The organism is Streptomyces sp. NPDC005017 (genome assembly GCF_042873115.1).
GTDB lineage: Bacteria > Actinomycetota > Actinomycetes > Streptomycetales > Streptomycetaceae > Streptomyces.
The window spans coordinates 89475-104051 of sequence record NZ_JBIALD010000019.1 but is presented as its reverse complement, the minus strand read 5'-3'; the positions used below and the strand labels follow the sequence as shown (position 1 = coordinate 104051).

The window sequence follows — 14577 nt, the reverse complement described above, 5'->3', positions numbered from 1 at the left end:
CCCGTGTCCGGCCCCGGTGACGGGCTCAGGTTAGCCGCTCGGGGATACTTGGCCGCATGGCTTACGACGATCTTCGCTCCCTGCTCAGGGCACTGGAGCGCGACGGGGACCTGAAGCGCATCAAGGTGGAGGTCGACCCGTACCTGGAGGTCGGGGAGATCGTCGACCGGGTCAACAAGGCGGGCGGCCCGGCGCTGCTCTTCGAGAACGTGAAGGGCTCCTCGATGCCCCTCGCGATGAACGTCTTCGGCACCGACCGCAGGCTGCTGAAGGCCCTGGGTCTGAAGTCGTACGACGAGATCAGCGGGAAGATCGGCGGGCTGCTGAAGCCGGAGCTGCCGCACGGGTTCGTCGGGGTGCGCGAGGCGTTCGGCAAGCTCGGCTCGATGACCCATGTGCCGCCGAAGAAGGTCAAGGCCGACAACGCCCCGGTGCAGGAGGTCGTGCTGCGCGGCGACGACGTCGACCTGGACCTGCTGCCGGCGCTGTTCACCTGGCCGCGGGACGGCGGCTCCTTCTTCAACCTGGGCCTGACCCACACCAAGGACCCGGAGACGGGCATCCGCAACCTCGGGCTCTACCGGCTCCAGCGCCACGACAAGCGCACGATCGGCATGCACTGGCAGATCCACAAGGACAGCCGCAACCACTACCAGGTCGCCGCCCGCCGCGGTGAGCGCCTCCCGGTCGCCATCGCCTTCGGCTGCCCGCCCGCCGTCACCTACGCCTCCACCGCCCCCCTCCCCGGCGACATCGACGAGTACCTCTTCGCCGGGTTCGTCTCCGGCAAGCGGATCGAGATGGTCGACTGCAAGACCGTCCCGCTCCAGGTGCCCGCCCAGGCGGAGGTGGTCCTGGAGGGCTGGCTGGAGCCGGGGGAGATGCTCCCGGAGGGCCCCTTCGGCGACCACACCGGCTTCTACACGCCGCAGGAGCCGTTCCCCGCGCTCACCATCGACTGCGTGACGATGCGCAAGCGCCCGCTGCTCCAGTCGATCGTGGTCGGCCGCCCGCCGACCGAGGACGGCCCGCTGGGCCGCGCCACCGAGCGCTTCTTCCTCCCCCTCCTCAAGATCATCGTCCCGGACATCGTGGACTACCACCTGCCCGAGGCGGGCGGCTTCCACAACTGCGCGATCGTCTCGATCGACAAGAAGTACCCCAAGCACGCGCAGAAGGTCATGTCCGCGATCTGGGGCGCCCACATGATGTCCCTGACCAAGCTGATCGTGGTCGTCGACTCCGACTGCGACGTCCACGACCTGCACGAGGTCGCCTGGCGGGCCCTGGGCAACACGGACTACGCCCGCGACCTGAACGTCGTCGAGGGTCCGGTCGACCATCTCGACCACGCCTCCTACCAGCAGTTCTGGGGCGGCAAGGCGGGCATCGACGCGACGAAGAAGTGGCCCGAGGAGGGGTACACGCGGGACGGGGGCTGGCCGGACATGGTCGAGTCCGACCCGGACACGGCCGCGAAGGTCGACCGCCGCTGGAAGGAGTACGGGCTGTGACCTCGGCATCCGCCGCGATCCCCCGACCGGGGCGCACCAAGGCCTTCCTCCGGCTCGTCATGATCGAACACTCGGTGTTCGCGCTGCCTTTCGCCTACATCGCCTCCCTCACGGCGATGTACGAGTGGGACAAGAACATCCACTGGGGCACGCTGCTGCTGGTCACGATCTGCATGGTCGGGCTGCGGACCTTCGCCATGGCGGTGAACCGGATCATCGACCGGGAGATCGACGCCCGGAACCCGCGTACGGCCCAGCGCGAGCTGGTGACGGGCGCGATGTCGGTACGGCACGCCTGGACGGGCGCCCTGATCGCCCTGGTGGTCTTCCTGGGCGCGGCGGCCCTTCTCAACCCCCTGTGCCTGGCCCTGGCTCCGGTGGCGGTCATCCCGATGGTGGTCTACCCCTACGGCAAACGCTTCACGAACTTCCCGCAGGCCATCCTCGGGCTCGCCCAGGCGATGGGCCCGGTGGGCGGCTGGCTGGCGGTCTCCGGGGAGTGGTCCTGGGACGCGGTCCTGCTGGGCCTGGCGGTCGGCGTCTGGATCGGCGGCTTCGACCTCATCTACGCCTGCCAGGACGTGGAGACCGACCGCGAGACCGGCGTCATGTCGGTCCCGGCGCGGTTCGGTGTCCCGGCGGCGATCTGGGGTGCGCGGGTGTGTCATGCCGTGACGACGGTTCTGCTCGGCTGGTACGCCCTGGCGACGGGTGCCGGTGCGTTCTTCTGGCTGGGGCTGGTGGTCGTGGCGGGGGCGTTCGTCTACGAGCACACCATCGTCCGCCCCCACGACCTGTCCCGCCTGAACCGGGCGTTCTTCTCCGTGAACGGCTTCATCGGGATCGCCCTGTTCGTGTGCGCGCTGCTGGACCTGCTGACCCGAGGCCTGACGGTCTGACCCGGTCCCCCGGGCCCCTCGGACGCCCGGGCCGCGTGTGGCCGTTCGCGCAGTTCCCCGCGCCCCAAGAACACCCCACCCACCCGCCCGAGTCAGGTGTCCAGGGCGCCTGGCGAACCCCGCTTCCGGGTGCGGCCCGCATGTGGCCGTTCGCGCAGTTCCCCGCGCCCCTAAAAGCAGCGCGTCACGCCCCTGAGGCGCCTCAAGGGCACGCCCTTAAGGGGCGCGGGGAACTGCGCGATCAACGACGGCGGACCCGCGCCTTCAACTCAAGGGGCGCGGGGAACTGCGCGATCGGCCACGACGGACCCGCAGGTTCTAGGGGCGCGGGGAACTGCGCGAACGGCAACGGCGGGCCCGCGCGTTCGAGGGGCGTGGGGAGTCGGGGGCGCGGTGGGGGAGGCAAGGGCGCCCCGGCCTGAGCGACGGTCGTCCCACCGGTACGCTCAATATGTGAACGCAGGAGAATCGCAGCGCAAGCCTTGGATCGTGGGGGTGTCCGGGGCGTCAGGGACGCCCTACGCGGCGGCGGTGCTGCGGGCCCTGCTGGCCGCCGGCGAGACCGTCGATCTCGTCGTCAGCCGAGCCTCGCGGCTCACGCTGCTGGACGAGACCGGGATCTCCTTCCGGGACGCCCACTGGCGCGACGACCTGCGGGAATGGCTGGCCAGAGGGGCCGACGGAAAGCCGGACAGCTTCGACGTCGACCTGTCCGGCGTGAGGTACTGGAACGCCGGTGACCTCGCGGCCGGACCGTCCTCCGGCTCGTACGCCACGAAGGGCATGCTGATCGTGCCCGCCTCCACGGCCTGTGTCGCGGGTGTCGCCCTCGGCCTGTCCAAGGACCTGCTCCAGCGCGCGGCGAGCGTCACCCTCAAAGAACGCCGCGCCTTGGTCGTCGCCGTACGGGAGACCCCGCTGAACGGCCAGACCCTGCGCCACCTCGTCGCACTCGACGACGCGGGCGCCGCCGTCGTACCCGCCTCACCCGCCTTCTACGCGGGGGCCACGCACATCCAGGACCTGGTGGACTTCGTGGCCGGACGCGTACTGGACGCGGCGGGTGTCACACACCGGCTCTACCGCCGGTGGGAGGGCGACCTCGGCGGGGCCCGCCCCTCCTGACCGGCACTCGTACCACAACCCCATCACTTTTTATCTCGGAAGGCTCGATCGCATGGACGCGGTGGACAGGCAGCTCATCCAGGCCCTGAGAGAGAACGGCCGTGCCTCCTACGCGGAGCTGGGACGCCTCGTCGGCCTGTCGGGCCCCAGCGTCACCGACCGCATCAACCGGCTGGAGGCGGCCGGGGTGATCACGGGCTACCGGGCCACGGTCGACTCCGCCTCCCTCGGCCTCGGCGTCATCGCCCTCATCGGTATCTCCCTGTCCGACGCCGCCGACCACGAGGACGTGGCCCGCCGGCTGAAGGACCTCACCGAGATCGAGGACTGCTGGTTCATCGCCGGCGACGACTCGTTCATGCTCAAGGTGCGGGCGAGCGACGTGGACGGGCTGGAGAAGATCATCCGCCGGCTCAGCGGGACGAAGGGCGTCTCGCGGACCCGCACCACCATCGTGCTCTCCACGAAGTGGGAGAACCGCGTCGGCGAACTCCCCGACGAGGTCCAGTAGCTGAGCCCCTGGTGGGGTCCCCGCGCCCGGGAGGCGGGGGAGTAACGTGGACCGGGCTGTCGTAGAAAGGGCATACGCATGGACGTCGGGCTCAAGCGCGAGCTGGAGGAGAAGGTCCGCTCCGGTGAGCGGCTGACTCGCGAGGACGGCATCGCGCTGTACGAGTCGGACGACCTGGCCTGGCTCGGCGGCCTGGCGCACGAGGTGCGGACGCGGAAGAACGGCGACGTCGTCCACTTCAACGTCAACCGCCACCTCAACATGACCAACGTGTGCACGGCGTCGTGCGCGTACTGCTCGTTCCAGCGCAAGCCGGGCGAGAAGGACGCGTACACGATGCGCATCGAGGAGGCGGTGAAGCTCGCCAAGGCGATGGAGTCGGAGAACCTCACCGAGCTGCACATCGTCAACGGCCTGCACCCGAACCTGCCGTGGCGCTACTACCCGCGCTCGCTGCGGGAGCTGAAGGCGGCGCTGCCGGACGTCTCGCTGAAGGCGTTCACGGCCACGGAGATCCACCACTTCGAGACGATCTCCGGGCTGTCCGCCTCCGAGATCCTCGACGAGCTGATCGACGCGGGCCTGGAGTCGCTGACCGGCGGTGGCGCCGAGATCTTCGACTGGGAGGTCCGGCAGCACATCGTGGACCACCGCACCCACTGGGAGGACTGGTCCCGTATCCACCGCCTGGCGCACGAGAAGGGTCTGAAGACCCCGTGCACCATGCTGTACGGGCACATCGAGGAGCCCCGCCACCGGGTCGACCACGTGCTGCGGCTGCGTGAGCTCCAGGACGAGACCGGCGGTTTCCAGGTCTTCATCCCGCTGCGCTACCAGCACGACTTCGTCGACATGCAGGACGGCAAGGTCCGCAACACCCTCCAGGCCCGTACGACCATGGCGACGCCGGCCGAGGCGCTGAAGACCTTCGCGGTCTCGCGGCTGCTGTTCGACAACATCCGGCATGTGAAGGTCTTCTGGGTGATGCACGGCGTCCAGACCGCGCAGCTCGCCCTTCAGCACGGGGCGGACGACATGGACGGTTCGGTCGTGGAGTACAAGATCACTCATGACGCGGACAACTACGGCACGCCGAACAAGCTGACGCGTGACGATCTTCTGGACCTCATCCGGGACGCCGGGTTCCGGCCGGTGGAGCGGAACACGCGCTACGAGATCATCCGTGAGCACGAGGCTCCCGACCCCACCCGCCGCGAATCCCCCCAGCCGATGCGTCTCTGACCCGCTGCGCGCTGCTGTCCGGTTCGGCCGCGGGTGCGTCGTGGCCGCCCGTGCGGTTCCCCGCGCCCCTTAGGGGCGTGGCGCCCTGTTTTCAGGGGCGCGGGGAACTGCGCGACCAGTTGGTCACGTTGCTGCTTGGATTCCGGCCGCGGGTGCGTCGTGGCCGCCCGTGCAGTTCCCCGCGCCCCTTAGGGCGTGCCCTTGAAGCGCCTCAGGGGCGACCAGTTGGTCACGTTGCTGCTTGGTTCCGGCCGCGGGTGCGTTGTGGCCGCCCGTGCAGTTCCCCGCGCCCCTTAGGGCGTGCCCTTGAAGCGCCTCAGGGGCGTATCGCCCTTCTTCTAGGGGCGCGGGGAACTGCGCGACCAGCCCCGCACGGACCCGCACGTCCCTGTGCGCCCCGGCCTGCTGTGCCCGGCATTCAGGGGCGCGGGGAACTGCGCGAGGGGAGTGCGATCGGCCCGTCCAGCATCTGAGAGGCACGGTCCGGAACTCGGCGTAATAGCTACGCTACCTTCGTGGCACTTACCTTTACCCTCGACCCCGCCATCACTCCCCGCCTCCGAGACGGCCTCCTCGCACTCTGGGCAGACGTCTCCAACTCCGGCGGAGCCGTCGGCTTCGTACCCCCGGTGACCCCGGAGGACATCCGCCCCGCCCTGCTCAGGCACCTCACCGCGATGGCCGACGGCACCAGCCGTCTCCTGGTCGGCCACGACGAGGACGGCAGGGTCGCCGCCACCGCCTTCGTGACGTACAACAGCCACCCCCTGATGAAGCACTGGGTGTGGCTGTACACCGTCATGGTGCACCCCCGCCACCAGGGCCGCGGCCACGGCCGCGACCTGCTCGCCGCCGCCGAGAACGCCGTCCGCACGATGGACGGCGTCGAGGCCGTCCGCCTCACCTGCCGCGGCGGCCTCGGTCTGGAACGCTTCTACGCCTCCTGCGGCTACAAGGAGGTCGGCCGCGTCCCGGACGCCATCCGCGTGGCCCCCGGCGACGACCGGGACGACGTGATCATGCTGCTCCCGCTGGCCTGAGGCCCCCCTGCAAGATCGGCGATCCGGCGTGGTTCACTGGACTGCCGTCCTGTAAGAACCGTAAGAACCGGAAGAGTGGAATCGAGATGCTCCGCTACACACTGATGCGCCTCGGGATCTTCGTGGGCTGCCTCGTGGTCGTCTGGGGCCTCGTCTACTCCGGCATCGTCCCGCGCGGCCTCGGCGACTCGAACGGCATGTGGGTCGTGCTGCTCGCCCTCGTGATCTCCGCGCCCATCAGCTTCGTCGTGCTGCGCGGCGAGCGGGACCGGGCGTCGATGAGGATCGTGCCCAAGGTCGAGCGGATGAAGGCCAGGTTCGAGGCCGAAGCCGGCCAAGAGGACGCCGTGGTCGACGAGGCGGCCCGTACCCAGCAGACTTCGTAACTACCCTTGCTCCCATGGGAGCTGTGAAGACCAAGCGGATGCCGCGTGCAGTCCGTGAGCAGCAGATGCTGGACGCCGCGGTACGGATCTTCGGCCAGCGGGGCTACACGGCCGCGTCGATGGACGACATCGCGGAACTCGCGGGTGTCTCCAAGCCGTTGGTGTACCTCTATCTGAACTCCAAGGACGACCTCTTCACCGCCGTCATCCGCCGTGAGGCCGCCGCCCTCATCCAGGCGGTCCGGGACGCCGTCGACCCGGCCCGGCCCGTCGACCAGCGCCTCTGGGACGGCCTGCTGGCCTTCTTCACGCACACCTCGCGCAACCCCGACGCCTGGTCCGTGCTGCACCTCCAGGCCCGTACGCGCGGCGAGCGCTTCGCGGGCGAGGTGGCGGAGCTGCGCGCGGAGATGGTCACGTTCGTCACCCGGCTGATCGCGGTCGCGGCGCGCGAGGCCCATCAGGACCCCGACCTCGCCGACCACGAGGTGGCCGGTCTCGGCGAGGCCCTGGTCGGGTCCGCCGAGTCCCTGGCGACCTGGGCGAACGCCACCGAGGGTGTGACCGCCCGGCAGACCGCGGTGACGCTGATGAACTTCGCGTGGGCCGGCCTGGGCAACCTGATGTCGGACCAGGGCTGGTCGGCCCGCACCTGACCGCGGCGGGCGGCAGGCGACCGGCGACCGGGTGGAGGCGCTCACCACCCCCGCAGCCGCCCGGTCAGATGCACCCGCTCCCCGCCGCGCAGCTCGAACCGCCCGTCCCGGGCCCCGTACTCCACGACGCCCGGCAGCAGTACCGGCGCGCGGAACTCCACCTCCACCAGCGCCCGTTGAGGCACGCCGTACGCGGCGAGGCAGCGCGCCGCCGTCCACATGCCGTGCGCCACGGTACGGCGGAAGCCGAAGAGGCGGGCGGCGAGGGCGTGCAGATGCAGCGGGTTGCGGTCGCCGGAGACCGAGGCGTAGTGCCGCCCCACGTCCGCGCCGAGCTGCCACTCGGCCCGCACCGGCAGCGGCTCGGGGACGGTCCGCTCCGGGGCGGCCCCGTAGCCGGTGCCGTGCCGGGCCAGATACGTGCTGCTCGACTCCCAGACGAGCGTCCCGCCGAGCCGCGCCTCGGTCACCACGGTCGCCTCGGTGCCCCGCCGGTGCGGGCTGAGCCCGTCGACACGGACGGCGAGCTCGTACTCCGCGGCGGCCGGCAGCGCCCGGTGCCGGATGACGACGATCGAGGTGTGCACCAGGCCGAGCAGCGGCAGCGGGAAGTCCCGGTCGCTCATCAGCCGCATGGCCAGCGGAAAGGCCAGCACATGCGGATAGGTGACGGGCAGTGAGTCCTCCCCGGTGGGGAAGCCGCACACCCGCTCGTAGCGGGCGAGGCGAGCCGGATCGACCCGCACCCCGGGCAGGACGAGCCGGTCGCGCGGGAACACCGCGTCGGCGCCGGGCCGCTTGAACGCCGAGCGCAGCGCGCCGCGGGCCAGCAGCGGGGCGAGGGCGGGCGGGCCGGTGAGGGTGACCTCGGGCATGGGGCGGCTCCCAGCGCGTTCGGCGGGCCGGTGCGGCGATCCGGTGATGCGCGGCACGGCTCTATCTTCTTACTCAGAAGTAAGGTTACCGTAGGTAAATCCAGGAACCGCAAGGGGTGAGAGCTGCACAGGCCCGGCTCCGGACCGTCTCCGGACCACCCCGGAACCCGCACGAAGCCCCCATGAGGGGCCCGTACGATCACGCACCTGACCGCCGGTGATCCCGTGCGTCGCCGTGCCCGCCGGCACCGGACCGTGAACGCCGCGGCACGGGCCCCGCGTACTTCCTTGCAGCCAGACCCCGGACGCAGCTACAGGTCTCAGGAGCCGACATGCCGATCTCGTACTCGTCCCCGTCCATGCCCGAACCGTCCGTCGAGTCGACCCTGGAGTACGACCCGGACGGCGGCCCGGTGCTGGTGGAGCCCGAGCTGCGCAGGCTGGACGGCGAGGTGCGCGAGGCGGCCGTACCGCCGCTCGTGCCGCCCGTGTCGCACGGCTCGCTCGCCGACCTGCCCTTCGAGAACGCGTCCGCCGACCCGGACCTGGCGGTCCTCAGCCGCCGTATGGCGGACGGGAGTTGGCGGGACGTCGGCGCGGCCGAGTTCGCCGCGGAGGTGCTGGCCGTGGCCAAGGGGCTGATCGCCGAGGGGCTCGCGCCCGGCGACCGGCTCGCCGTGATGGCCCGCACCCGCTACGAGTGGACGCTGCTGGACTTCGCCGCGTGGGCCGCCGGACTGGTGACCGTGCCCGTCTACCCGACCTCCTCCGCCTTCCAGACCCGCTGGATCCTCCAGGACTCCGGCGCCGTCGCGCTGATCACCGAGGACGCGGGACAGGCCGCCGCGCTCGGCCCCGAACTCGGACAACTGCCCGACCTGCGGCATCTGTGGACCATCGACAAGGGCCACGTGGACCGGCTGGCGGAGCTCGGCGCACAGGTCCAGGACCAGGAGGTCGCCGTACGGCGCGGGGTGCTGGGCCCGGACACCCTCGCCACGCTCGTCTACACCTCCGGCACCACCGGCCGCCCCAAGGGCTGCGCCCTCACCCACGGCAACTTCCTCGCCGAGGTCGACAACGCCGTCGAACTGCTCTACCCGGTCTTCAGGGAGAAGATCGGCGGTGAGCCCGCCACGCTGCTGTTCCTGCCGCTGTCGCACGTGTTCGGGCGGATGGTGGCCGTGGCGTGCGTGCGCGCCCGGGTCCGGCTCGGCCACGCGCCCAGCCTCAAGGCCGAGGATCTGCTGGCCGACCTGGCAGCGTTCAAGCCGACCTTCCTGCTGGCCATCCCGTACATGCTGGAGAAGGTCTTCAACAACGCCCGCGCCAACGCCGAACGCTCCGGCAGGGGTGCCGCGTTCGCCCGCGCGGCGGGTACGGCGCGCCGCTACGGCGAGGCGCTGGAGGCCGCCCGGCACGGCGGCTCCGGTCCGGGCACGGCCCTGAAGGCGGCCCGTGCGCTGTACGACCCGCTGGTCTACCGCCGGGTGCGCGGCGCGCTCGGCGGCCGGCTCCGGCACGTCATCTGCGGGGGCTCACCGCTGGGCCGTGACCTCGCCGCGTTCTACGCGGGCGCGGGGATCACCGTGTACGAGGGCTACGGCCTGACCGAGACGACCGGCGCGGCCACGGTGACCCCGCCGCTGCGGCCCCGCCTCGGTACGGTCGGCTGGCCGCTGCCCGGCACGCGGGTGCGGATCGCCGCCGACGGCGAGATCCTGCTCTCCGGCAACCAGGTCTTCCGCGGCTACTGGGACCCGGCCGCCGGGGGAGTGGTCCCGGCGACGCCGGACGGGTGGTTCCCGACCGGTGACCTCGGCCGCCTCGACGACGAGGGCTACCTCGTCATCACCGGCCGCAAGAAGGAGATCATCATCACCGCGGGCGGCAAGAACGTCGCCCCGGCTCCGCTGGAGAACTGGCTGCGCTCCCATCCGCTGATCTCCCAGTGCCTCCTCGTCGGCGAGGGCCGCCCCTTCGTCGCCGCGCTCATCACCCTCGACATGGAGGGGGTCGGGCACTGGCGCCGTATGCGCGGCAAGCACACGGTTCCTGCGGAACTCCTGGTGGACGAAGCCGAGTTGCTGCAGGTCCTGCAGCGGGCCGTCGACGACGCGAACCGGCTGGTCTCCCGCCCCGAGTCGATCCGCCGCTTCACCGTCCTCCCCACCGACTTCACCGAGTCGACCGGCCATCTGACCCCCTCCATGAAACTCCGCCGCCAGTCGATCCTGAACGACTTCGCCTCCACGGTGGAGTCCCTGTACCGCCCTTGAGCGGTGGTGCGGCCAGCCGTGCACGCCCTTCTTGGGGGCGCGGGGAACTGCGCGACAGTTGGGCAGGTTGCTGTTCGTTTCGGGCTGCGGGTGCGTGGTGGTCGCTCGCGCAGTTCCCCGCGCCCCTTGGGGGGTTGGCGTCTGCTTTTGAAGGCGTGGCGAACTGCGCGGCCGGTTGGGCAGGTTGCTGTTTGTTTCGGACCGCGGGTGCGTTGTGGTCGCTCGCGCAGTTCCCCGCGCCCCTGAGGGGGTTGCTGCCTGAGGTGCGTCAGGGGTGCGCGCCCTTCTCAGGGGCGGGGGAACTGCGCGATCAGCCACGGTGGCGCCGCAGGTTAGGGGGCGCGGGGAACCGCGCGAAGGCTGTCGCGGGGCGGCTACGCGTGAGGGGAGGGCGGGGGGACGGGGGCCGCCGCGCGGGCCGTGGCGACGACGTCCGCGAACGCCCGGGCCGCAGGCGTCAACGCCTCCCACCGCCGCACCGCCCACCCCACCCGCAGCGGACGTATCTCAGGCAGCGGCAACAGCCGCAGACGCCCACCCCCGGCCGCCCCCGACGCCGGCAGCCCCGGCCGCCCCGGCACCAGCGCCCGCCCGAGCCCCAGCTCCGCCAGCAGCAACGCGGTGTCCCAGTCGGCCACCCCCGTGTCGAAGGCGAACCGCACCCCCAACTCCGCGCAGGCCGCGTCAAGATGAGCCGCCGACGCAGAGTTCGGCGGCAGCCGGATCAGCCGCGGCTCGGGCAGCGCGGCGAGCTCCCGGACGCCCAGCCGCTCCCGCCCCGCCAGCGGGTCCTCGGGCCGTACGGCCAGCACCCACGGCAGCTCCGCCACCACCCGCTGCTCGATCCCCCGCACGGGCGCCCCGAGCGTGATCCAGGCCAGATCCAGCGCACTGTCGGCCAGCGCCGTGTAGCAGGCACGGCTCGAACTCTCCGTACGGAACTCCAGGTTGACCTTCGGATGCAGCCGCCGGAAGGCGACGATCGCGTCCGCCATGAAGTGCCGCACGGTCGTCGCCCCCGTCGCCACCCGTACCGAACCGCTCTCCCCGTCCGCGAGGTCCCGCAGCCGCCGCACCGCCAGATCCAGCCCGGCGATGCCCTCCGCCGCGGCCGCCTCCAGCATCCGCCCCGCCCCCGTCGGCGCCACCCCGCGCGGCAGCCGCTCCAGCAGGCTCACGCCCGTCTCCCGCTCCAGCCGCTTCACATGCTGGCTCACCGCCGACTGCGTACAGCCGAGCTCCCGGGCCACCGCACTGAGGCTGCCGGCCCGGCACACCGCCACGAACACGCGAAGGTCGTCGAGGGTCATGTGGCGACAATACCCAAGCCTCTACTTGGAGTTGGGGAGGAATCCTTAGGATTGACTGGGCTTCGCCCGCTGCGCGACGATCTCCATGGGCCCAGGGCGGCAACCCGCTCCCCGTCCCGCCGAGGTCCGGACCAGCGCGAGGATCCGGGGGGCGGGTGCCGACCCAGCCGGGGCCCCACAGTGAAGGGACTCCCCTCATGCCGAGCCAGGTCCTGGAATTCCTCCGCCGGTCGGGCGCCGAAGCCATCGCCCACCCCGGCGGCACCCTGCTCGCCCACCTCGACCGGGTCCGCCGCCGCCTCGCCGCCTGGGACGCCCGCCCCGCCCTCCAGCTGGCCGGTCTCTGCCACGCCTGTTACGGCACCGACGGCTTCCCCACCACCCTCCTCCCGCTGGACCGCCGCGCCGAACTCGCCGCCCTGATCGGCCCGGAGGCCGAGGAGATCGTCTACACGTACGGCAGCTGCGACCGGCAGGCCACCTACGCGGTCCTGGCCGACCCCGGCGCGCCCCTGCACGACCGCTTCACCGGCCGCCCCGTCGTCCCCACCCCGCGCCTGCGCCGCGACTTCGCCGAGCTGACCGCCGCCAACGAGCTCGACCTCGCCGGCCGCGACGAGGGCTTCCGCGCACTGTGGGGCACCGAACTGCTCGACCTGTTCGGCCGGTTGAGGCCACTGCTGAGCGAGGCGGCCTGGAAGGACTGCGTCGCCGTACTCGACGACCGGAGCACGACCGGACGACTCTGACCCGCGCATCCGTCACGCCCCACGAACCGCCCCGCACGGCACCGCGGCCGGCCCCACTCCGCCCGCGTGTCCGGCGGGGTTTCCGCGCCCGCCCCCGAGCCGCTATTGACTTCACAAGACCCCCGCGCGACAGTCCGACCGCTTCTCCCCGTTTCTCACCTGGCGGAGGCGGTATGCCCGTGGAACAACGGCCCTCACGCAGACGTGTCCTCGCCCTCGGCGCCGGGGCCTCGCTCGCCGTCGCGGCGGGCGTCTCCCAGGGCGCGAACGCGGCGGACCTCCCGCTCCTCGGGACGTACGACGTCGTCGTCATCGGGTCCGGCGCCGCCGGGATGACGGCCGCGCTCACGGCAGCCGCGCACGGGCTCAGCTGCGTGGTGCTGGAGAAGGCGGCGACCTTCGGCGGCTCGACGGCCCGGTCCGGGGCGGGCATCTGGATCCCGGACAACCCGGTGCTGCGCGCGGCCGGTGTCCCTGACAGCCCCGCGAAGGCGGCCGCCTACCTCGCGGCGGTCGTGGGCCCGGAGGCCGCCGCCGACCGGCAGGAGGCGTTCCTGGCCCACGGTCCGGCCATGCTGTCCCTGGTCATGGCCCGCAGCCCGCTGCGGTTCCGCTGGATGGAGGGCTACAGCGACTACTACCCGGAGCTGCCCGGCGGTCTGCCCGGCGGCCGTTCGATCGAGCCCGACCAGCTCGACGGCAACGTCCTCGGCGCCGAACTCGCTCGTCTGAACCCGCCGTACCTGGCCACCCCGGCCGGGACGGTGGTCTTCAGCGCCGACTACAAGTGGCTCGCGCTGGCGGCGGTGAGCGTGAAGGGCGCGGCCGTCGCGGCGGAGTGCCTGGCCCGCGGGACGAAGGCCGCGCTGCTCGGCCAGAAGCCGCTCACCATGGGCCAGTCGCTGGCGGCCGGCCTGCGCGCGGGGCTCGCCTCGGCCGGCGTGCCGCTCCTGTACGGGACCGCGCTGACGGAACTGTTCGTCGAGCAGGGCGCCGTCCGGGGAGCCGTGGTCACCCGCGAGGGCGCCACGGGCCTCTATCGCGCCCGGCGGGGAGTGATCGTCGGCTCGGGCGGCTTCGAGCACAACGCCGCCATGCGGGCCGCGTACCAGCGCCAGCCGATCGGCACCGAGTGGACGGCCGGGGCGAAGGAGAACACCGGCGACGGCATCCGCGCCGGTCAGCACGCGGGCGGCGCACTGGCGTTGATGGACGAGGCCTGGTGGGGCCCCGCCGTCGACGTACCGGGCGACCCGTACTTCTGCCTCGCCGAACGGACCCTGCCGGGCTCCCTCATGGTCGACGCCTCGGGCGCCCGTTTCGTCAACGAGGCCGCGCCCTACGGCGACGTGGTGCACACCATGTACGACCGCGACCCGGCCCACCCGGCCATCCCGGCCTGGCTGATCACCGACCAGCACTACCGCAACCGGTACCTGTTCAAGGACGTCGCCCCGACCCTGCCGCTCCCCGCCGACTGGTACGCCTCCGGCGCCGCGCACAAGGCCTGGACCCTGGACGCGCTGGCCGCGGCGACCGGGGTGCCGGGCGCCGCGCTGCGGGCGACGGTGAACCGCTTCAACTCCCTCGCGCGGCAGGGCCGGGACACCGACTTCCGCCGCGGCGACAGCGCCTACGACCACTACTACACCGACCCCGCCGTACTGCCGAACTCCTGTCTCGCGCCGCTGTGGCTGCCGCCCTACTACGCCTTCCGGATCGTGCCCGGGGACCTGGGCACCAAGGGCGGGCTGGTGACGGACGCCCGCGCCCGCGTGCTGCGCCCCGACGGCTCGGCGATCCCGGGGCTGTACGCGGCCGGGAACGCGAGCGCGGCCGTCATGGGGCGCTCGTACGCGGGCGCGGGCTCGACGATCGGCCCGGCGATGACCTTCGGCTACGTCGCCGCGCGGGACATCGCCGACACGCCGTAGGAGCCCTCACCCCCTAGGAGCCCACACCTTCTAGGAGTCAACTAGTCCTGGGAACGG

General features: G+C 71.9%; 13 protein-coding genes. 11 read left to right on the top strand and 2 right to left on the bottom strand.

The genetic code is table 11. From position 1 onward, the window contains the following. The first annotated feature begins 56 nt into the window (after positions 1 to 56). From ACFYR0_RS26385 to ACFYR0_RS26350, 8 genes are all read left to right on the top strand, one after another. Positions 57 to 1514, top strand: a complete 1458-nt coding sequence (locus ACFYR0_RS26385) for a menaquinone biosynthesis decarboxylase (protein WP_389332888.1) — start codon at positions 57 to 59, stop codon at positions 1512 to 1514. Beyond that, complete coding sequence (mqnP, locus tag ACFYR0_RS26380) at positions 1511 to 2413, top strand: menaquinone biosynthesis prenyltransferase MqnP (protein ID WP_389332885.1); 903 nt, start codon at positions 1511 to 1513, stop codon at positions 2411 to 2413. Before ACFYR0_RS26385 ends, mqnP begins: the two co-directional genes overlap by 4 nt. A gap of 453 nt (positions 2414 to 2866) precedes the next feature. Beyond that, positions 2867 to 3538, top strand: coding sequence for a UbiX family flavin prenyltransferase (locus ACFYR0_RS26375; protein WP_386380535.1), 672 nt, complete (start codon positions 2867 to 2869; stop codon positions 3536 to 3538). A 52-nt stretch (positions 3539 to 3590) separates the two neighbouring features. Then, positions 3591 to 4049 carry an Lrp/AsnC family transcriptional regulator gene (locus ACFYR0_RS26370; RefSeq protein ID WP_386380536.1) on the top strand — a complete coding sequence of 153 codons (459 nt, stop codon included), beginning with the start codon at positions 3591 to 3593 and terminating at the stop codon, positions 4047 to 4049. A 78-nt stretch (positions 4050 to 4127) separates the two neighbouring features. Further along, positions 4128 to 5291 carry an aminofutalosine synthase MqnE gene (gene mqnE / locus ACFYR0_RS26365; RefSeq protein WP_389332881.1) on the top strand — a complete coding sequence of 388 codons (1164 nt, stop codon included), beginning with the start codon at positions 4128 to 4130 and terminating at the stop codon, positions 5289 to 5291. Between the two features lie 515 nt (positions 5292 to 5806). Further along, positions 5807 to 6331, top strand: a complete 525-nt coding sequence (locus ACFYR0_RS26360; protein WP_389332878.1) for a GNAT family N-acetyltransferase — start codon at positions 5807 to 5809, stop codon at positions 6329 to 6331. Between the two features lie 86 nt (positions 6332 to 6417). Then, positions 6418 to 6717 (top strand): DUF4229 domain-containing protein, encoded by a 300-nt coding sequence (locus ACFYR0_RS26355; protein WP_389332875.1) that lies wholly within the window; start codon positions 6418 to 6420, stop codon positions 6715 to 6717. 14 nt (positions 6718 to 6731) lie between these two features. Further along, entirely contained in the window at positions 6732 to 7373 is a 642-nt protein-coding gene (locus ACFYR0_RS26350) for a TetR/AcrR family transcriptional regulator (RefSeq protein ID WP_389332872.1), read from the top strand. Between the two features lie 41 nt (positions 7374 to 7414). Here the strand turns inward: ACFYR0_RS26350 and ACFYR0_RS26345 are convergent, their stop codons facing one another. Continuing rightward, positions 7415 to 8248: a MaoC family dehydratase gene (locus ACFYR0_RS26345; RefSeq protein WP_389332869.1), complete on the bottom strand. Its 834-nt coding sequence runs from the start codon at positions 8246 to 8248 to the stop codon at positions 7415 to 7417. Positions 8249 to 8580: 332 nt separating this feature from the next. Here ACFYR0_RS26345 and ACFYR0_RS26340 point away from each other — a divergent pair, with 332 nt between their 5' ends. Then, a complete protein-coding gene (locus tag ACFYR0_RS26340) occupies positions 8581 to 10527 on the top strand; it encodes an AMP-dependent synthetase/ligase (RefSeq protein WP_389332866.1) in 1947 nt (648 codons plus the stop codon). A 374-nt stretch (positions 10528 to 10901) separates the two neighbouring features. Here ACFYR0_RS26340 and ACFYR0_RS26335 read toward each other — a convergent pair whose 3' ends face one another. Beyond that, a complete protein-coding gene (locus ACFYR0_RS26335; RefSeq protein WP_389332863.1) occupies positions 10902 to 11837 on the bottom strand; it encodes a LysR family transcriptional regulator in 936 nt (311 codons plus the stop codon). A 197-nt stretch (positions 11838 to 12034) separates the two neighbouring features. Here ACFYR0_RS26335 and ACFYR0_RS26330 point away from each other — a divergent pair, with 197 nt between their 5' ends. Next, positions 12035 to 12586, top strand: a complete 552-nt coding sequence (locus ACFYR0_RS26330) for a DUF6817 domain-containing protein (protein ID WP_389332860.1) — start codon at positions 12035 to 12037, stop codon at positions 12584 to 12586. Positions 12587 to 12759: 173 nt separating this feature from the next. Next, positions 12760 to 14520, top strand: a complete 1761-nt coding sequence (gene kstD, locus ACFYR0_RS26325; protein ID WP_389332857.1) for a 3-oxosteroid 1-dehydrogenase — start codon at positions 12760 to 12762, stop codon at positions 14518 to 14520. Positions 14521 to 14577: the final 57 nt, after the last annotated feature.